This window comes from Pseudomonas fluorescens (assembly GCF_002837185.1).
GTDB lineage: Bacteria > Pseudomonadota > Gammaproteobacteria > Pseudomonadales > Pseudomonadaceae > Aquipseudomonas > Aquipseudomonas fluorescens_AM.
Map to the genome: position 1 here is coordinate 192126 of NZ_KZ477992.1, position 18888 is coordinate 211013.

The 18888-nt window shown below is 61.9% G+C and carries 16 protein-coding genes; 7 read left to right on the forward strand and 9 right to left on the reverse strand.

Annotated elements, in window-relative coordinates:
- Positions 1-117 precede the first annotated feature (117 nt).
- The 3 genes from CIB54_RS10540 to gap form a co-directional block, all read right to left on the reverse strand.
- The gene (locus CIB54_RS10540) at positions 118-1086 is read right to left on the reverse strand and encodes a FecR family protein (RefSeq protein WP_065951332.1); all 969 of its coding nucleotides are present in this window, start codon (positions 1084-1086) and stop codon (positions 118-120) included.
- A 76-nt stretch (positions 1087-1162) separates the two neighbouring features.
- A complete protein-coding gene (locus CIB54_RS10545) occupies positions 1163-1681 on the reverse strand; it encodes an RNA polymerase sigma factor (RefSeq protein ID WP_065951333.1) in 519 nt (172 codons plus the stop codon).
- 192 nt (positions 1682-1873) lie between these two features.
- The gene (gene gap, locus CIB54_RS10555; protein WP_057704386.1) at positions 1874-2875 is read right to left on the reverse strand and encodes a type I glyceraldehyde-3-phosphate dehydrogenase; all 1002 of its coding nucleotides are present in this window, start codon (positions 2873-2875) and stop codon (positions 1874-1876) included.
- A 221-nt stretch (positions 2876-3096) separates the two neighbouring features.
- Here gap and edd point away from each other — a divergent pair, with 221 nt between their 5' ends.
- From edd to CIB54_RS10575, 4 genes are all read left to right on the forward strand, one after another.
- Positions 3097-4923, forward strand: coding sequence for a phosphogluconate dehydratase (gene edd / locus CIB54_RS10560; RefSeq protein ID WP_101219741.1), 1827 nt, complete (start codon positions 3097-3099; stop codon positions 4921-4923).
- Positions 4920-5876, forward strand: a complete 957-nt coding sequence (locus tag CIB54_RS10565; RefSeq protein ID WP_101219742.1) for a glucokinase — start codon at positions 4920-4922, stop codon at positions 5874-5876. Before edd ends, CIB54_RS10565 begins: the two co-directional genes overlap by 4 nt.
- Positions 5877-5999: 123 nt before the next feature.
- A complete protein-coding gene (locus tag CIB54_RS10570; RefSeq protein WP_101219743.1) occupies positions 6000-6734 on the forward strand; it encodes a response regulator in 735 nt (244 codons plus the stop codon).
- Positions 6724-8193, forward strand: a complete 1470-nt coding sequence (locus CIB54_RS10575) for an ATP-binding protein (protein ID WP_065951337.1) — start codon at positions 6724-6726, stop codon at positions 8191-8193. The genes CIB54_RS10570 and CIB54_RS10575 overlap by 11 nt, the downstream gene beginning before the upstream one ends.
- Positions 8194-8314: 121 nt before the next feature.
- On the opposite strand, the gene CIB54_RS10580 is transcribed toward CIB54_RS10575, so the two are convergent.
- A complete protein-coding gene (locus CIB54_RS10580; protein ID WP_065951338.1) occupies positions 8315-9244 on the reverse strand; it encodes an AraC family transcriptional regulator in 930 nt (309 codons plus the stop codon).
- A 328-nt stretch (positions 9245-9572) separates the two neighbouring features.
- On the opposite strand from CIB54_RS10580, the gene CIB54_RS10585 reads away from it, so the two are divergent.
- Together CIB54_RS10585 and CIB54_RS10590 are read left to right on the forward strand one after the other, a co-directional pair.
- The gene (locus tag CIB54_RS10585) at positions 9573-9914 is read left to right on the forward strand and encodes an antibiotic biosynthesis monooxygenase family protein (RefSeq protein ID WP_065951339.1); all 342 of its coding nucleotides are present in this window, start codon (positions 9573-9575) and stop codon (positions 9912-9914) included.
- Positions 9915-9955: 41 nt separating this feature from the next.
- On the forward strand, positions 9956-10201 hold the full coding sequence (locus CIB54_RS10590; protein WP_065951340.1) for a hypothetical protein: 246 nt from the start codon (positions 9956-9958) through the stop codon (positions 10199-10201).
- Positions 10202-10309: 108 nt separating this feature from the next.
- Here CIB54_RS10590 and CIB54_RS10595 read toward each other — a convergent pair whose 3' ends face one another.
- The 5 genes from CIB54_RS10595 to CIB54_RS10615 form a co-directional block, all read right to left on the reverse strand.
- Entirely contained in the window at positions 10310-10942 is a 633-nt protein-coding gene (locus CIB54_RS10595; protein ID WP_101219744.1) for a flavin reductase family protein, read from the reverse strand.
- Between the two features lie 132 nt (positions 10943-11074).
- Positions 11075-12394: an MFS transporter gene (locus CIB54_RS10600; protein WP_065951342.1), complete on the reverse strand. Its 1320-nt coding sequence runs from the start codon at positions 12392-12394 to the stop codon at positions 11075-11077.
- A gap of 272 nt (positions 12395-12666) precedes the next feature.
- On the reverse strand, positions 12667-13992 hold the full coding sequence (locus CIB54_RS10605) for a sigma-54-dependent transcriptional regulator (RefSeq protein WP_065951343.1): 1326 nt from the start codon (positions 13990-13992) through the stop codon (positions 12667-12669).
- Entirely contained in the window at positions 13986-15752 is a 1767-nt protein-coding gene (locus CIB54_RS10610; RefSeq protein WP_065951344.1) for an ATP-binding protein, read from the reverse strand. Before CIB54_RS10610 ends, CIB54_RS10605 begins: the two co-directional genes overlap by 7 nt.
- Positions 15753-15988: 236 nt before the next feature.
- On the reverse strand, positions 15989-17512 hold the full coding sequence (locus tag CIB54_RS10615) for a fumarate hydratase (protein ID WP_065951345.1): 1524 nt from the start codon (positions 17510-17512) through the stop codon (positions 15989-15991).
- A gap of 214 nt (positions 17513-17726) precedes the next feature.
- Between CIB54_RS10615 and CIB54_RS10620 the strand changes: the two genes are divergently transcribed.
- Entirely contained in the window at positions 17727-18659 is a 933-nt protein-coding gene (locus CIB54_RS10620; RefSeq protein ID WP_101219745.1) for an iron-sulfur-binding ferredoxin reductase, read from the forward strand.
- The last annotated feature ends 229 nt before the right edge of the window (positions 18660-18888 follow it).

Genomic DNA, 18888 nt, shown 5'->3' on the forward strand with positions numbered 1-18888 from the left:
CGAGAGCGCTCCGGAAATACGAATCTTATAGTTGCGAACCGAAATCAAATAGGAATCAGTTGCATTGGCTATAACGAGACGTATCGCCGGTTAATATCGAGTAAAAATATTTCTCATTCAGTTCAAAATCACCAGCGCCGGGTATTCCGACAGCTTGGCCGAGGTGATGTGGGCCAGGGAACGCACCACGTCCAATGGTTGGTCGAGGCGGTAGTTACCGGTGACGGCGACGCTGGCGAGCTTGTCGTTGGTGTTGACGATCCAGCCCGGATAATAGCGGCGCAACTCCGCCAGCACTTCGCTCATCGGGCAGTTTTCGAACACCAGCCGGCCCTGGACCCAGGCCAGGTCCTTGCCGGCGTCCAGCTTGGCCGGCTGGCCGAAGCCCCTGGGGCCGATGCGGATGCTTTCGCCGGCACTCAGGCGCACCCGGGCGTCGTCGAAGGTATTGCTCAGGTCGACATCACCGCGTTGCACTTGCACCTGGGCTTCGCCGTTGAGATAGCGCACGGCAAACGCAGTGTCGCGCACGCTGGCGCGCACCGGGCCGGCGTCGATTTCCAGCGGCAGGCCACGGGCGGGGGCGATGTCGAAAAACGCTTCGCCCTGGTAGAGGCGGGCGATGCGCTGGTGGTCTTGGATGCGGCTGGAAAACGCCGAATGGGTGTTCAGCAGGACATGGGAGCCGTCATCCAGTTGCAGACGCTGGCGCTCACCGACCACAGTGAGGTGGTCGGCCTGCAGGCGTACCGGCAGGTCGCTGAAGCTGAACAGACCGAGCAGCAGCACGGCAGCGGTGGCCAGGGGTTTCCAATGCGGTTTGACCCGGCGCCAGGCGCTCGGTCTGCGCGGCGCGGCCAACGCCACGGCGGCGCTGTGCACCGGCGCGCCACCCCAGGCGGACTGAGCCTTGCTGAACGCGTGGGCATGCGCCGGGTCCTGCGCCAGCCAGGCCTGGAAGGCGGCTTGTTGGCCGGGTTGCGGGCACTGCAAGGCGATCAGCCAATCGAGCGCTTGGTCCATGGCCGTGTCTTGCAGCACCTCATGAGCCAGCTCATGGGGGCGCAGTCTATTCGGGTCCGTCACGGTGTTCCTCGGGTCTTCGCCACGTTTTATTCATTATTTCCTACAGGCTGGATCGATAACCTCTGTCTGATGGAGCTTAAGGCTGATCCAACCGCTCGGCCACACCTACACAGATGGCCATGATCAATTTCAGTTCCTTCTGCACCGTGCTCAAGGACACTTGCAACTGATCGGCAATCTCCTGGTAGCTGCAACCGTGCAGGCGGCTGAGGATGAAGATCCGTTGCTGGCGCGCGCTCAACTGGCCCAGGCTGACGCTCAGGTGCTCAAGCAATTGCTCGGCCTGGGTGGCGTCTTCGGGCGTGCTGATGGGGGCGGCGACGCTTTGCAGGATATCCAGCGGGACATCTTCCTGCAGGGTGCGGGCCTGGATCCTGCGCGAACGCAAATGGTCCAGCGCCAGGTTGCGCGCGGTCTGGTAGACGAAGGGTTCAAGGTGGTCGATCGGCCGCTCACTCAAGGCCCGAGTCACCCGCAGGTAGGTTTCCTGCAACAGGTCCTCGGCGGTGCTGTGGTTATTCACCATGCGCTGCAGCGTGCGCAGCAGGATCACCCGTTGGGCGAGAAAGACGTGGTTGAAGCGAGATAGGCTCACAGTGATACCAGACCGACATGCAGTTAATGATAATGCTTATCATCAACTGAAATGGCAAGTGGCACTTTGCTAAGCGTTAATCCTGTAGGAGCGAGCTCGCTCGCGAAGGTCGTCAACGATAACGCTGGCAGCCTGAATGAACGCGGTGTTTATGCGTTCTTCGCGAGCAAGCTCGCTCCTACAGTCCGAGGATTACTCGGCGTTACACAGCGCCAGGCAGTTATCCAGCATCCGGTTCGAGAAGCCCCACTCGTTGTCATACCACGCCAGTACCTTGAGCAGCTTACCGCTGACCTTGGTGTGGTTGGCATCGAAGATCGACGACAGCGGGTTATGGTTGAAGTCACTGGAAACCAGCGGCAGGGTGTTGTAGCCGAGGATTTTCGAGTGCTGGCTGGCCTGCTTCAACAGTGCGTTGACTTCGTCGGCGGTGGCTTCTTTTTTCAGCTGTACGGTAAGGTCCACCAGCGACACGTTGATCACCGGCACGCGCACGGCCATGCCGGTCAGCTTGCCCGCCAGCTCCGGCAATACCAGGCCGACGGCTTCGGCGGCGCCGGTCTTGCTCGGGATCATGTTCTGGGTGGCCGAACGCGCGCGGTACGGGTCGGTGTGGTAGACGTCGGTCAGGTTCTGGTCGTTGGTATAGGCGTGAATGGTGGTCATCAGGCCGCTTTCGATGCCCAGCTCCCGGTGCAGCACCTGGGCGACGGGTGCCAGGCAGTTGGTGGTGCACGAAGCGTTGGAGATGATCTGGTGCGATTGACGCAGAATGTCATGGTTTACGCCATAGACCACGGTCGCGTCCGCGCCCTTGGCCGGTGCGGAGATGATCACCTTGCGCGCGCCGGCGCTGATATGCGCGGCAGCCTTGTCACGGTCGGTGAACAGGCCGGTGCATTCGAACACCACGTCAATCTTGTGCGCGGCCCACGGCAGGTCGGCCGGGTTGCGAATGGCACTCACGGCAATCCGGTCACCGTTGACGGTCAGGCTTTCCTGATCGTGGGCGACCTCTGCGTCGAATGTGCCATGTACGGTGTCGTATTTGAGCAGGTGGGCATTGATCGAACTGTCGCCCAAGTCGTTGATGGCGACGATCTGCAGATCCTGGCGATAGCCTTGGGTATACAGTGCGCGCAGGACATTACGGCCGATACGGCCAAAACCATTGATTGCGATACGTAGAGTCATTGGAAAAGTGCCTGTCGTCGATTTGTTGTAAGAATTACAAGATTATTCGCATAAAAATAGAAAACAAGCCTTTTTAGTGGCAATATTTTGTTCAATCTACAACGAGTGACCTGAATCAACTGGTCCGATGATTCAAACGACCCCTGCCATCCCATGAGCCGTGGGCGTTTGATCAGCATAGACTCTCAGGTCGCCACATCCGTTAGCCTGGAGTTCTATACATGCATCCCCGCGTTCTTGAGGTCACCGAACGGCTTATCGCCCGCAGCCGCGCCACCCGCAAGGCCTACCTTGCGCTCATTCGCGGCGCCGCCAGCGACGGTCCGATGCGCGGCAAGCTGCAATGCGCCAATTTCGCCCATGGCGTGGCCGGTTGCGGCACCGAGGACAAAAACAGCCTGCGCATGATGAATGCCGCCAACGTGGCAATTGTTTCTTCATATAACGACATGCTCTCGGCGCATCAGCCGTACGAACATTTCCCTGAACAAATCAAGAAAGCCCTGCGCGAAGTCGGCTCGGTCGGCCAGTTCGCCGGCGGCACGCCCGCCATGTGCGACGGCGTCACCCAGGGCGAGCCGGGCATGGAGCTGAGCCTGCTCAGCCGTGAAGTCATCGCCATGTCCACGGCGGTAGCGCTGTCCCACAACATGTTCGACGCCGCGTTGATGCTGGGCATCTGCGACAAAATTGTTCCCGGCCTGATGATGGGCGCGCTGCGCTATGGTCACCTGCCAATGATCTTCGTGCCCGGCGGGCCGATGCCGTCGGGTATCTCCAACAAGCAGAAGGCCGATGTGCGCCAGCGCTACGCCGAAGGCAAGGCCAGCCGCGAAGAGTTGCTGGAGTCGGAGATGAAGTCCTATCACAGCCCCGGCACCTGCACCTTCTACGGCACCGCCAACACCAACCAACTGTTGATGGAAGTCATGGGCCTGCACCTGCCGGGCGCTTCGTTCGTCAACCCGTACACGCCGCTGCGTGACGCATTGACCCGCGAGGCCGCGCACCAGGTCACGCGCCTGACCAAGGCCAACGGCAACTTCACGCCCATCGGCGAGATCGTCGACGAAAAATCCATCGTCAACTCCATCGTCGCCCTCAACGCCACGGGCGGGTCCACCAACCACACCCTGCACATGCCGGCCATCGCCATGTCGGCGGGTATCATCCTGACCTGGCAGGACATGGCCGACCTCTCCGAGGTGGTGCCGACCCTGTCTCACGTGTATCCGAACGGCAAGGCTGACATCAACCACTTCCAGGCGGCGGGCGGCATGTCGTTCCTGATCCGTGAACTGCTCGAAGCCGGCCTGCTCCACGAAGACGTCAACACCGTGGCGGGCAAAGGCTTGAGCCGCTACACCCAGGAGCCGTTCCTGGTCGATGGCGAACTGATCTGGCGCGACGGCCCCATCGAAAGCCTCGACGAAACCATCCTGCGCCCCGTGGCCCGTGCGTTTTCGCCGGAAGGCGGCTTGCGTGTGATGGAAGGCAACCTTGGCCGTGGCGTGATGAAAGTGTCTGCGGTCGCACCGGAACATCAGGTGGTCGAAGCGCCGGCGGTGGTGTTCCAGGATCAACAGGACCTGGCCGATGCCTTCAAGGCGGGCCTGCTGGAAAAAGACTTCGTTGCGGTGATGCGCTTCCAGGGCCCGCGTTCCAACGGCATGCCCGAATTGCACAAGATGACCCCGTTTCTCGGCGTATTGCAGGACCGTGGTTTCAAAGTGGCGTTGGTAACAGACGGGCGCATGTCCGGCGCCTCGGGTAAGATTCCCGCCGCGATCCACGTCAACCCCGAAGCCCAGAGCGGCGGGCCGCTGGCACGGGTCCAGGATGGCGATATCATTCGCGTCGATGGCGTGACCGGCACCCTGGAGCTTAAGGTGGACGCCGACGTATTTGCAGCGCGCACGCCTGCCACTGGCCTGTTGGGCAATAACGTGGGCGCTGGTCGCGAGTTGTTTGCATTCATGCGCTTGGCCGCAAGCTCCGCAGAGCAGGGCGCCAGCGCCTTTACCTCTGCCTTGGAGACGCTTAAGTGAAGTTAGCGCTGGTCGGTGATATCGGGGGTACCAACGCCCGTTTTGCGTTGTGGCGGGATCAGGCACTGCACTCGATTCGTGTGCATGCCACGGCGGACTACCCCAGCCCTGAAGACGCGATCAGGTTCTATCTGGCGGAAGAAGGCTTGAATATCGGCGATATCGGGGCAGTTTGCCTGTCGGTGGCCGGGCCGGTGAGCGGCGATGAATTCAAGTTCACCAATAATCACTGGCGCCTGAGCAAGACGGCGTTTTGCCAGGCGCTGCAGGTGGACGAACTGCTGCTGGTCAACGATTTTTCGGCCATGGCCCTGGGCATGACCCGCCTGCAGCCCGACGAATTCCGGGTAGTCTGCGAAGGCACCCCGGAGCCGTTGCGCCCGGCAGTGGTGATCGGCCCCGGCACCGGCCTGGGCGTCGGTACCCTGCTGGACCTTGGCGCAGGGCGCTTTGCGGCATTGCCGGGGGAGGGTGGCCATGTTGACCTGCCCCTGGGCAGCCCGCGCGAAACCCAGTTGTGGCAGCACATCCACAGCGAGATCGGCCATGTCAGCGCCGAAACCGCCTTGAGCGGCGGCGGCTTGCCGCGCCTGTACCGGGCGATCTGCGCGGTGGACGGGCACACACCGGTGCTGGACACGCCCGAGGCCATCACGGCAGCGGGGCTGGCGGGCGATCCGGTGGCGATGGAAGTCCTGGACCAGTTCAGCATCTGGCTGGGCCGGGTGGCGGGCAACAATGTGCTGACCACCGGCGGGCGTGGTGGCGTGTACATCGTGGGCGGGGTGATACCGAGGTTTGCCGACTTCTTTATCAACAGCGGTTTTGCCAAGAGCTTTGCCGATAAAGGCTGCATGAGCGACTATTTCAAAGGGATTCCGGTGTGGCTGGTGACCGCGCCGTATTCCGGCTTGACCGGGGCGGGTGTGGCGCTTGAGCAGGCATTTGCTTAGGCTGTGATGGCCTCATCGGGGGCAAGCCCCTCCCACCTATCGATTTGTGAATACCTTCAAATGTGGGAGGGGGCTTGCCCCCGATGAGGCCCTCAAGAACACCCACAACAACAAGGAGGCCCCGTGAGCGTAATCAGTAAATCCATTCTCCTCGTCGACGACGACCAGGAAATCCGCGAATTGCTGCAGACCTACCTCAGTCGCGCCGGCTTCCAGGTGCGTGGCGTGGCCGATGGCGCGGGGTTCCGCCAGGCGATGAGCGAGGCGCCGTGCGACCTGGTGATCCTCGATGTGATGTTGCCGGACGAAGACGGTTTCAGCCTCTGCCGCTGGGTTCGCCAGCACCCGCGCCAGGCGCAGGTGCCGATCATCATGCTCACCGCCAGTTCCGATGAAGCCGACCGCGTGATCGGCCTGGAGCTGGGCGCCGATGACTATATCGGCAAGCCGTTCAGCCCCCGCGAATTGCAGGCGCGGATCAAGGCGCTGTTGCGTCGTTGTCAGTTCGGCCAGGAGCGCAGCGGTGCCGGCGAGGTGCTGGTGTTCGACGAATGGCGCCTGGATACGGTCAGCCACCGTCTGTTTCATGTGGACGGCGAAGAGGTGATCCTCTCCGGTGCCGACTTTGCCTTGCTCAAGCTGTTTCTCGACCACCCGCAACAGATCCTCGACCGCGACACCATCGGCAATGCCACCCGTGGCCGCGACCTGATGCCGTTGGACCGCATCGTCGACATGGCCGTCAGCCGCCTGCGCCAACGCCTGCGCGATACCGAGAAACCTCCGCGGCTGATCCGCACCGTGCGCGGCAGCGGCTATCAACTGGCAGCCAGCGTGGTTGCCGGCAATGCCCACTGAACACCTGAGCGAACGCCGCCGCCGTTTTCCCGTGCCACGCTCGCTGCTGGGGCGCATGTTGCTGCTGACCTTGCTCGCCGTGTTGTTCGCCCAGGCGCTGTCCAGCGTGATCTGGGTCTCGCAGCTGCGCGCCACGCAGTTGGAAGGCCTGGTCACCAGCGCCCGTAGCCTGGCGCATTCGATGACCGCCAGCGTGAGTTACTTCCGTTCATTGCCGGTGGCCTATCGCCCACTGGTGCTCGACCAGTTGCGCAGCATGGGCGGCACGCGTTTTGTGGTGACCCTCAATGATCGTCCGCTGGACATGCAGGTATTGCCCGAAACCCCGCGCAAGCAGGCGGTGCTGGTGGCTGTGGACGACGTGTTGCGCCAGACCCTCGGCGCCGATGTGCATATCTCGGTGGAGTTTGTCAGCGCCGAAGACCTGCGCATCTTCAACGCCGGCCTCAAGCTCGACGAACTGCCGCGCTCCTGGGCCCACTACGCGTTGACCCTGGAGCCGGTCAACCCACCGGTACTGGTCACCCAGATTCAGCTGGCGCCGGGTGAATGGCTGTACATCGCCTCGCTGTTGCCCGAACCCTACACCAGCCTTGAAGAGCAGGGCCTGCCGGCCCAGCAGGTGTGGTTTATCGTGTTGACCAGCGGCTTCCTGCTGCTGTTTATCGGCCTGCTGGTGCATTGGCAAAGCCGACCGCTCAAGCGCCTGGCGCGGGCGGCGCGGGACATGTCCCTGGGGGCGGACGTGGAACCGGTTGCCGAAGGCGGCGGCAGTGAAGTGGTGGAAGTGGGGCGTGCGTTCAATGCCATGCGTGAGCGCATCAGCCGCTACCTGACCGAGCGCAGCCAACTGTTCAGCGCGATCTCCCACGACCTGCGCACGCCCATCACGCGCCTGCGCCTGCGCGTGGAATTGCTCGACGATGAGAACCTGCAAAACAAATTCGGGCGTGACCTGGATGAGCTGGAATTGCTGGTCAAGGGCGCGCTGCAGTGCGTGAAAGACACCGATATCCACGAGAACATCCAGCCGGTGGACCTCAACCACGTGCTCGAATGCCTGGTGGAACCCTACCTTGCGCCCAACGGCAACGGACGAGTGACCCAGCATGGGCAGGCCCTTGCCACCTATCCGGGCAAGCCGCTGGCGCTCAAGCGCTGCATCGGCAACCTGATCGACAATGCGTTGAAATACGGACAGAACGCGCATTTGCACATCGAGGACGATGGCGCCGAGTTCATCCTGCACGTGGACGACGAAGGCCCCGGCGTGCCGGAACAGCGCCTGGAGCAGGTGTTCGAGCCACACTTTCGCCTGGCCGGGCAGCAGCAGGGCTACGGTTTGGGATTGGGCATTGCGCGCAATATCGCCCATAGCCATGGGGGCGAAGTGAGTTTGCAGAACCTGCGCGAAGGCGGCCTGCGCGTTACCTTGCAGCTGCCGCGCGGATTGGACTGACCGGATACGGACCAATGTGGGAGGGGGCTTGCCCCCGATAGCGGTGTATCAGTCAGCTCATTTGCAACTGACCCACCGCTATCGGGGGCAAGCCCCCTCCCACATTTTGAAACTCATTGAGTCAGATGCTTTGGCGCAAGCGGGCCAAGTCGCGTAAAGGCGGCGCGCCAAACAACCGGCTGTACTCCCGGCTGAACTGCGACGGGCTTTCATACCCCACCCGATACCCCGCCGCCGAGGCCTCCAGCCCTTCGGCAATCATCAGCCGCCGCGCTTCCTGCAGGCGCAGTTGTTTCTGGTACTGCAGCGGGCTCATGGCGGTGATCGCCTTGAAGCGGTGATGCAAGGTCGACACGCTCAGGTTCACTTCCCGGGCCAGGTCATCGATGCGCAGCGGCTGTTCGTAGTTTCCGTTCAACCACTTGATCGCTTGGCTCACCCGGTGACTCTGGCTGTTGGCGACGGCGATTTCATACAGGCGATAGCCTTGGGGGCCACGCAACAAGCGGTAGAGAATTTCGCGGTTGATCAGCGGCGCAAGCATCGCGATGTCTTTGGGCGTGTCCAGCAGGCGGCTCAAGCGCAGCACGGCGTCGAGCAGTTGATTGTCGATGCGGTCGACGTACATGCCACGGGACGTAGGACGCGACGGCACGCCCATCGGGCCGGCTTCGGCAATCAGTGCGGTGAGTTGGGCCGGGTCGATATTGATGCGCACCGACAGGTTGGGGTCTTCCGGGGTGGCGTCGATAATCCGCCCGGCCACCGGCATGGCCACCGAGAACACTAAATAGTTGAGCGGGTCATAGGCGAAGATTTCGTCGGCCAGGCGCACTTCCTTGCTGCCACTGGCGAGGATGCACAATGCCGGTTCCACCAGCACCGGCATGAAGTCGCGCGGCGTGTTGTGGCGGTTCAGGTACAGCGAAGTGATCGCCGTACCGTAGGAACCGTCTTCCCAGGTATGGCGGTGCACGATGCTGGCCAGTTCGGCACGCTGCTTTTCCATCTCGGCATCGAGGGGAGTGGGCTTGAGGTCAGGCGACGACATGAGGCGTCCTCTACACGCAGGTTTGATGGGGCTCAGCTTAGCGGTGGAGTTTCAAACAGTGTTATGTCAATTCTGCACAATCCTTGCCTGATCCTGCGCCCTGTCGTGAATCAGGCAAGCAAAGCCGCTGTCATCTCCCTGAAACACGCCGCTCGGGCGTGGAATAAAACGGCTGCGCGAACGTCCTGCCTACGCTTCTGGCAGGATTGTGCAAGAAGCCTGCAGGAATCGACTAACCGCGCCCAACCCTGCGCCGCTATCTTTGATCCTGTGGCAACACGCCCTCACCGTGGTTGCCGAGCATCACTTCTCAACGGGAGAGTCGAACATGTCCACCCCCATTCCCGCGAGCCATATGGCCTTTATCCGTGCCCGTACCGGGTGCAGCACCGAGCTGGGTGCACGCTTGAGCAGTTTGATCGAACCGGGCCGACAGGCTCAGGGTTGCCTGCAATTTTCGTTGCAGCATTCCCAGGTCGACCCCGATGTGTGGTTGGTCACGGGGGTATGGAGCAGCGAGCAGGCGATGAGCGCCTACTTCAATTCCCCGGCCCTGATGATCTTCACCGAGTTGTTGAACGACAGGGTCGTGCGCAGCATGGACTTCCAGACCTTCACCGACGCATCCGCCGTCAACGCCTACGGCGAGTACCTGCAACTGGCCGGTTAGGGGTTAGAATGGCCGACTTTTCATTGGCCAGGACCTGCAACATGGCACGTAAACAATTTGCCCACCACGAAGCCGTTTCCGCCGTCGTACCGGGAGAGAGTGGCTACAGCGCCGCCGTTGCCGTCAAGGCACTCGATGGCATGGGCGCTCCGCGATTTCACAAGATCCTGGACGGTCAGACGTTCAAGACCGCGTCCGATGCCGATGATGCGGCGGCTGTGCAGCTTGAGTGCCTGGTTGATGTGGATGCAGACGGCCAACTGGTTTGGGCGCCTGCCGCTGACTAAATGGGTGAGGGGGCTTGCCGCCGATAGCGGTGGGTCAGCCAGCAAATTTGCAGCTGATACACAGTCATCGGGGGCAAGCCCCCTCCCACATGTTTGATTGCATTTCAGTCAGGGTTTTGTGGCGCCTGGCCGGTACATCTTGAACAGCGCTTCAGGGCCTAACTGGAAATAATCCGCCGGGCCGCCACCGCGCAGAATCGGCTCGGCGGCTGCCGTGTCGTAGATCCCATCCTTGAGCAGCCATTTGGCGATGTGCACCGCGACCACTTCGCCCAGCACCAGCCAGCTGGGGACCAACTGCTGGTCGGCGCGTTGCAGCTGGATAATCTGCGTCACCTTGCATTCGAACGACACCGGGCTCTCGCCCACCCGCGGGACGCCGACGATTTTCGAAGCCATCGGCGTCAGGCCGGCCAACTCGAATTCATTCACGTCCGGCGAAACAGCCGCGCAACTCTGGTTCATCTGCTCGGCCAGCGGGCGGGTCGCCAGGTTCCACACGAACTCGCCGGTCTGTTCGATATTGTTCAGGCTGTCTTTGCGCCCGACGCTGGAAAACCCAATGATCGGCGGAATGTAGTTGAACGCGTTGAAGAAACTGTAAGGCGCCAGGTTCAGGCGACCTTCGCGGTCTTGTGACGAGATCCAGCCGATCGGGCGCGGGCCGACGATGGCATTGAACGGATCATGGGGCAGGCCGTGGCCGTTGGCGGGTTCGTAGAAGTGGATATCGTCGGACATAGCCTGTCTGCTCTCAATTCTGGAGCCCACATCATATCCAATGTGGGAGGGGGCTTGCCCCCGATATCGGTGGTTCAGTCACTGTATAGATGACGGATACACCGCTATCGGGGGCAAGCCCCTCCCACACTTTTAGTCGGTGGTAATCCGCGAATGCTTGCGGGTGTCCTTCATGGTCACATAGACCAGCAACGACACCGCGATACACGCGGTCACGTACCAGTAATAACCGGTCTCCATGCCGATGCTCTTGAACCACAGGGCAATGTATTCAGCGGTACCGCCGAAGATCGACACGGTCAGGGCATACGGCAGGCCCACGCCGAGGGCGCGGATTTCAGTCGGGAACAGCTCGGCTTTGACCACCGCATTGATCGAGGTATAGCCGCTGACGATGATCAGCGCGGCCATGATCAGGAAGAACGCGCCCCACCAGGTCTGGATGGTGTGCAGGGTGGTGAGGATCGGCACGGTAAACAGCGTGCCGAGGACGCCGAAGGCGATCAGGATCGGGCGCCGACCAATCTTGTCCGACAGGCCGCCCACCAGGGGTTGCAGGCACATGAACAGAAACAGCGTCGCCGCCGAGATGGTGGTGGAGTCGGAGATGCTCATGCCGACGGTGTTCACCAGGTATTTCTGCATGTAAGTGGTGTAGGTGTAGAAGGCCAGGGTGCCGCCCATGGTCAGGCCCACCACGGTGAGCAGTTCCTTGGGGTGGCGCATCAAGGTGCGCATCGCGCTTTCCTTGGCTTTTTCCTTTTTGGTGAACGACTCGGTTTCTTCCATGCCGCGACGCAGATAGAGCGCAACCACTGCGCACAGGGCGCCGATGGCGAACGGAATGCGCCAGCCCCAGGCGTACAGTTGCTCGGTGGTCAGCAGTTGTTGCAGCACGATCAGCACTGCCAGCGCGATGAGCTGGCCGGAGATCAGGGTCACGTACTGGAAGCTGGAGTAGAAACCGCGACGTTCCTTGGTCGCCATCTCGCTGAGGTACGTGGCGGAGGTGCCGTATTCGCCACCGACCGACAGCCCCTGCAGCAACCGGGCAAACACCAGCAGGATGGGTGCACCGATACCGATGAGTTCATAGCTTGGGCTCAGGGCAATCAACAGTGAGCCGAAGCACATCAGGTAGACCGAGGCCATCAGGGCTTTTTTACGCCCGACTTTGTCGGCGTAAAGGCCCATCAGCCAGCCGCCGATAGGACGCATCAAAAAGCCCACGGCGAAGATCGCGGCGGTGTTGAGCAATTGGGCGGTGGTGTCGCCTTTGGGGAAGAAGGTTTTGGCGAAGTACAGCGAGAATGCGGCATAGACGTACCAGTCATACCACTCGACCATGTTGCCGACGGAGCCGCTGAAGATCGATTTGATCCGGCTGGAGGTCGTGCGTTCTTTCGCCGGCGCAGCTGCCGACCCCAGAGGCAAGGTATTGGAGTTATCCATTGAAGGATCCTTCATCTAGTTGTTTTTATGGAGCGTGCTTGAGCACTGCCTGACTTGGGCTATAGCAGGAGCTGTGCCAGGTGGATGAAGGCCCGGGATAGAAGGGTTTCAAGGTTTTCTTGAGCGGAAAGTTGCTGATGGTTCTGGGGTGATGAGCGGAAATCCGCTTATGGCTGCGGGCGTCATCGGGGGCAAGCCCCCTCCCACATTTTGATTTGTGAACACATCCAAGTGTGGGAGGGGGCTTGCCCCCGATAGCGATCGGAAGGCCGCTAAAGAAACATCTCCCTTGCCAACCCATGCCGCTGCATCTTTTCATTGAAGGTGCGGCGGGGCAGTTGCAGTTCCGCCAGCACCGCCTTGATATCGCCTTTATGTCGGGTCAGCGCAGCTTTCAGGCAATGCGCCTCGAAGGCTTCCTGTTGCGCCGCCAACGATTGCCCGACCTCGACACCCTCAGGTTCAGGCTCTCCAAGCCCCAGTACCTGGCGTTCAGCGACGTTGGCCAGTTCACGCACATTGCCCGGCCAGTCATGGCTGAGCAGGCGCCCCAACTGCGGCCCGCTCAAGGGTTCGACCTGGCGGCCCAAACGCTCGGCGGCGCTTTGCGCAAAATGCTCGTACAGCAACGGGATGTCTTCGCGCCGCTCGCGCAACGGTGGCAAGCGCAGTTGCGCGACGTTCAGGCGATACGCCAGGTCTTCGCGAAAACGCCCGGCACGGGCCTCTTCCAGCAGGTCCGGCTTGGTGGCGGCAATGATGCGTAAATCCACCTGGATACTTTGATTGGAGCCCAACCGCTCAAGCTTCTGCTCCTGCAGCACCCGCAACAATTTCACCTGTTGGGCCAGGGGCATGCTTTCGATTTCATCAAGGAACAGCGTGCCGCCGTGGGCATATTCCAGCTTGCCGATACGCTTGCCCTGGGCGCCGGTGAACGCGCCGCTTTCATGGCCGAACAACTCGGCCTCGAACAGCTGTTCGGGAATGGCCGCGCAATTGAGCGCGACAAACGGTTTCTTCGCCCGCAGGCCGAAATCATGCAGGCAGCGGGCCACCAGTTCCTTGCCGCTGCCGGTCTCGCCACGGATCAACACATTGACCGGCAGCGCTGCCAGGTCCAGCACCTGGCGGCGCAGGTGCTGCAAACTGCGGGACACCCCCAGCAGGCTGGATTCCAGTTGGGCGCGGTGATCGGCCTGCTGATGCAGGCGGCGGTTTTCCAGGACCAGGCCGCGTTTGTCGAGCGCTCGACGCAGGCTATTGAGCAGGGTATCCGGGCTGAAAGGTTTTTCCAGAAAGTCGTAGGCGCCGTCGCGCATGGCTTCGACGGCCATTGGCACGTCGCCATGGCCGGTGAGTAAAATCACTGGCAAGTCGGCATCACGACGCTGCACTTCGGCCAGCAACTCCAGGCCGCTGAGCCCGGGCATGCGCACGTCGCTCAGGATCACGCCGGGGAAGTCCCTGGGCAACTGCGCCAGGCATTCTTCGGCACGGCTGAACAATTGCACCGCGAAACCCGACAGGCTCAACCATTGTTCGACGGCCGTGCGAATGCTGGCTTCGTCATCCACCACAATCACCGCGTTCAACATAGGTCGGGCGTCTCCAGCGCGACGGGTAAGGTCAAGGTAAACACTGCGCCGTCGCCCCGGTTGCCGGCGATCAGGCGTCCGCCCAGTTCATGCACGATAGCGTAGGACACCGCCAACCCCAAGCCGAGCCCGTCACCCACTGGCTTGGTGGTGAAGAAGGGGTCGAATACGTTGTTCAAGTGTTCTTCGGCAATCCCGCCGCCGCTGTCGCTGACGCTTAACTGCCAGAGCTGCTGGTCGGCGTGCAAACGGATCTCCAGGCGTTTGCGCGGTTTGTCGGCCATGGCATCCAGGGCGTTACGCAGCAGGTTGATCAACACTTGTTCGAGGCGAATCGCGTCGCCCCGTACCCAGGCAGGGCGGGTCAGGTCCAGCGCTACGCCGATGTGTTCATCGCGCAGGCGCGCATCGAGCAGATGCAGGGACTGGTCGACCACGGTGGCCAGGTCCAGGCGTTCGCGCAGGCCGCTGGGGCTTTTTCGGGCGAAGGTCTTGAGGTGGCCCGTCAGCGCCGCCATGCGCGTGAGCATGTCATCCAGCGGTGTGAGTGCCTTGTAGGCATCGTCCACGCGGCCGTGGTCGAGCAACAGTCGCAGCGTCGCCAATTGCATGCGTTGCGCGGTCAGTGGTTGGTTGATTTCGTGGGCAAGGGCGGCGGACATCTGCCCCAGTGCCGCCAGTTTGGCCGACTGCACCAGGCCATCCTGAGCGGTGCGCAGGGCCCGGGTGCGCTCCTCCACCAATTGTTCGAGCTCTTCGCGGCTGCGTTGACGCAGGCGCGCCAGGCGCCAGCGTTGGCTCAGGAACAGCACAAGGAACACCAGGGCCAGCCAGGACCCGGCGGCGGCCAGGCCGGCATTGCGCTGGTCTTCAAACGGGAACTGGGGTTTGCGCAGCAGGTGCAGGGTCCAGCCTTCGGCTTTGAGCGGCAGCGACTCCCAGATGTAGTTGGCACTGCCGTCGGGGCCGTTGACGCGCATCAAGTGGCTGTTGTCGTCAAAGCGTTGCAGGGTGCTGGTCTCCAGCGGCTGCAGTTGCTTCTTGTCGTATTGACGAGTGGCCTTGAGTTCAGCCAGGTCGCTCCCTGACAGCGGCCGCAGGTTGCGATAGCGCCAGCCCGGCTGGTTGGCGATGAACACAATGCCGCGTGCATCGCTGACCAGCAGCAAGTCATTGCCCTGGGCCCATTCGCGTTCCAGTTCGGGAAACTCCAGCTTGACCACCATGGCGCCGAGGAACTGCTCGTGTTCATCGACCACCGCGCTGGAAAGGAAGTAGCCGGGGATGCCGGTGGTCACCCCCACGGCATAAAAGCGCCCGGTGCCCTGGCTCAAGGTCTGGCTGAAATAGGGGCGAAAGGCGTAGTTGTGCCCCACGTAACTGCTGGGCAGCTTCCAGTTGCTGGCGGCCACGGCCAGGCCCGTGCGGTCCATCAGTTCCAGGGTGGACGACTGCGCGGCGCTGTTGATGCGTTCCAGCTTGCGGTTGAGCAGGTCCTGGGTGCTGGCATCCAGCGGGCCTTTCAAGGCGTTGATCATCTCCGAGTCCAGGGCCAGCACGGCGGGCAGGGCGCGGTAGCGTTCGATCAGGGTGTGCAGCGAGTTGGCATACAGCGCGAGCTGCTGGTTGGCGCGGGCGGCATCGTCCACCAAAGCCTGGCGTTCGGCATGGCGCGTAGCCAGGGCGGCAGCCAGTACTGCACCGGCGATGATCAGCAGCGAATAGAAGGTCAGGCGCAGGGAGCGAGGGATCGCGATCATACGATGATCAACAGGCCGGTAAGGGGCGAGCACCATACCATGAGCCATTGGGTAGTGCAGTCAGAGGACTGGTGTGGGAGGGGGCTTGCTCTCGATAGAGGTATGCCAGTCAGCCTATCTGGAACTGACTAACCGCTATCGGGAGCAAGCCCCCTCCCACATTTGGCTGCGCTCATCATGAAAAAAGGCGACTGGGCCGTGGGGCCGCAGTCGCCTTTATCCTTGGAGGGAGGTGCTTACTGCACTTCCACCGCGAGGCTCTCACTGATCTTCTTCTGCCAGATGGCAGGACCGGTGATGTGTACCGACTCGCCGTTGCTGTCCACCGCAACGGTGACCGGCATGTCCTTCACGTCGAACTCGTAGATCGCTTCCATGCCCAGTTCGGCGAAAGCGACGACGCGCGATTGCTTGATGGCTTGCGCCACCAGGTACGCGGCGCCGCCCACGGCCATCAGGTACACGGCCTTGTGGTCCTTGATCGCTTCGATGGCGGTGGGGCCGCGCTCGGATTTGCCGATCATGCCCAACAGGCCGGTTTGTTCGAGGATCTGACGGGTGAACTTGTCCATCCGCGTCGCGGTGGTCGGGCCTGCCGGGCCCACCACTTCTTCACGCACCGGATCAACCGGGCCGACGTAGTAGATGAAGCGACCCTTGAGGTCCACCGGCAGGGTTTCGCCCTTGTTCAGCATCTCGACCATGCGCTTGTGCGCGGCGTCGCGACCGGTGAGCATCTTGCCGTTGAGCAACACGGTTTCGCCCGGCTTCCAGCTCTGCACTTCTTGCGGAGTCAAGGTGTCGAGGTTGACGCGACGGGCCGATGGGCCGGCTTCCCAGACGATTTCCGGGTAGGCGTCCAGCGGTGGCGCTTCCAGCGATGCCGGGCCCGAACCGTCGAGCACGAAATGCGCATGGCGGGTGGCGGCGCAGTTGGGGATCATGCACACCGGCAGGGAAGCGGCGTGAGTCGGGTAGTCCATGATCTTCACGTCGAGTACGGTGGTCAGGCCACCCAGGCCCTGGGCGCCGATGCCCAGTTGGTTGACCTTCTCGAACAGCTCCAGGCGCATCTCTTCGATACGGTTCTGCGGGCCGCGCTTCTTCAGCTCATGGATGTCGATGGATTCCATCAACACTTCCTTGGCCATCACCGCGGCCTTCTCGGCGGTGCCGCCGATGCCGATACCCAGCATGCCCGGTGGGCACCAGCCGGCACCCATGGTCGGAACGGTCTTGAGCACCCAGTCGACGATCGAGTCGGACGGGTTGAGCATGGCCATTTTCGACTTGTTTTCGGAACCACCGCCCTTGGCGGCGACGTCCACTTCCACGGTGTTACCCGGCACGATGGAGTAGTGGATCACGGCCGGGGTGTTGTCCTTGGTGTTTTTGCGCGCGCCTGCCGGATCGGCGAGGATGGAGGCGCGCAGTACGTTTTCCGGCAGGTTGTAGGCGCGACGCACGCCTTCGTTGATCATGTCGTCCAGGCCCATGGTGGCGCCATCCCAACGGACATCCATACCCACGCGCACGAACACGGTGACGATACCGGTGTCCTGGCAGATCGGGCGATGGCCGGTGGCGCACATGCGCGAGTTGATCAGGATCTGGGCGATGGAATCACGGGCGGCCGGCGATTCTTCGCGCAGGTAGGCTTCGTGCATCGCCTGGATGAAATCAACCGGGTGGTAGTAGGAAATGAATTGCAGGGCGTCGGCAACGCTCTGAATCAGGTCGTCTTGCTTGATCACGGTCATGAGTCGCGCTCCTCTATAAGGGAACATTCAATAAAGGTGGCTTCAGTGTTGCATCGGTCGGCTGAAGCCACCTTCCACAGGCACGCCATTGGTGCAGGCGCGACGCTAAAAAGGCGCGGCAGTATAACCCGTGGCGGTGGCCGATACACCCGACTATGGTCAAACTGTCGCAGGCATGATTCCCTGTGCACGTCCCTTCTGATAGAGCCTTTATATGCCTGAACTGCACGTCGGCGAACGCCACTGGTCGGTCGCCACCGGCAGCAACCTGCTGGATGCCTTGAACCAGGCAGGTGTGGCCGTGCCCTACAGTTGCCGCGCCGGCAGTTGCCATGCCTGCCTGGTACGTTGCCAGGGCGAGGTTCAGGACAAGCAACCTGAAGCGTTGAGCCCGGAGCAACGCCAGCACGGTTGGCGCCTGGCGTGCCAGTGCCAGGTGGTTGGCGATCTGCAGGTCGAAGCCTTTGATCCTGTGCGCGACGGTTTGGCGGCGCAGGTGGTGGGGGCCGATTGGCTGACGGCATCGGTGTTGCGTCTGCGCCTGCAACCGGAGCGCGGCCTGCGGTACAGGGCGGGGCAGCACCTGGTGTTATGGGCGGGGCAGGTGGCGCGGCCGTATTCCCTGGCGAGTTTGCCGCAGGAGGAGCCATACCTGGAGTTTCATCTGGATTGCCGTTTACCCGGCGAATTCAGCGATGCGGCGCGACAGTTGAACAGGGGTGATTGTCTGCGCCTGGGCGAGTTGCGGGGCGGGGCGCTGCATTACGATCCGGACTGGCAGATGCGACCGCTGTGGCTGCTCGCATCCGGCACTGGGCTGGGGCCGTTGTGGGGGGTATTGCGTGAAGCGTTGCGCCAGGATCACCAAGGCGCCATTCGCGTGATTCACCTGGCCCATGATGCTGACGGGCATTATCTGGCCGGGCCCTTGGCAGAGCTCGCCGCGCAGCATTCCAACCTGACGGTGGAGCTGTGGACGGCGGCGCAGTTGGACCAGGCATTGGCACAACTGCGGCTTGTTTCGCGGCAAACGCTGGCTTTACTGTGCGGGCACCCTGGCAGCGTCGAGGTGTTCGCCAAGCGTTTGTTTTTGGCGGGGCTGCCGCGTAATCAGCTGCTGGCTGATGTGTTTGTGCCTCGTGGTTGAGGGGGGCGCGATTGACTGTGGGAGGGGGCTTGCTCCCGATGGCGGCCTCTGGGCCGACCAGGATGTTGGATTGGACCGAGTACATATCCGTTTCTGCGGTAACGGCCACTTAGGGTTCCGCCCTGACGGCGGCTCACTTTTGAAAAGCGCAAAAGTAAGCAAAACGCTCTTGCCGGTATGACTCACCCACATGGGTTACAAATCAGTTCACGCACATAGGTAACAGTTT

What these genes read in the sequence shown, in the direction of transcription:
- gap (WP_057704386.1), bottom strand. Translation starts at nt 2,875, where the DNA reads ATGACTCTACGTATCGCAATCAATGGTTTTGGCCGTATCGGCCGTAAT.
- edd (WP_101219741.1), top strand. Translation starts at nt 3,097, where the DNA reads ATGCATCCCCGCGTTCTTGAGGTCACCGAACGGCTTATCGCCCGCAGC.
- CIB54_RS10575 (WP_065951337.1), top strand. Translation starts at nt 6,724, where the DNA reads ATGCCCACTGAACACCTGAGCGAACGCCGCCGCCGTTTTCCCGTGCCA.
- CIB54_RS10580 (WP_065951338.1), bottom strand. Translation starts at nt 9,244, where the DNA reads ATGTCGTCGCCTGACCTCAAGCCCACTCCCCTCGATGCCGAGATGGAA.
- CIB54_RS10585 (WP_065951339.1), top strand. Translation starts at nt 9,573, where the DNA reads ATGTCCACCCCCATTCCCGCGAGCCATATGGCCTTTATCCGTGCCCGT.
- CIB54_RS10590 (WP_065951340.1), top strand. Translation starts at nt 9,956, where the DNA reads ATGGCACGTAAACAATTTGCCCACCACGAAGCCGTTTCCGCCGTCGTA.
- CIB54_RS10595 (WP_101219744.1), bottom strand. Translation starts at nt 10,942, where the DNA reads ATGTCCGACGATATCCACTTCTACGAACCCGCCAACGGCCACGGCCTG.
- CIB54_RS10600 (WP_065951342.1), bottom strand. Translation starts at nt 12,394, where the DNA reads ATGGATAACTCCAATACCTTGCCTCTGGGGTCGGCAGCTGCGCCGGCG.
- CIB54_RS10605 (WP_065951343.1), bottom strand. Translation starts at nt 13,992, where the DNA reads ATGTTGAACGCGGTGATTGTGGTGGATGACGAAGCCAGCATTCGCACG.
- CIB54_RS10610 (WP_065951344.1), bottom strand. Translation starts at nt 15,752, where the DNA reads ATGATCGCGATCCCTCGCTCCCTGCGCCTGACCTTCTATTCGCTGCTG.
- CIB54_RS10615 (WP_065951345.1), bottom strand. Translation starts at nt 17,512, where the DNA reads ATGACCGTGATCAAGCAAGACGACCTGATTCAGAGCGTTGCCGACGCC.
- CIB54_RS10620 (WP_101219745.1), top strand. Translation starts at nt 17,727, where the DNA reads ATGCCTGAACTGCACGTCGGCGAACGCCACTGGTCGGTCGCCACCGGC.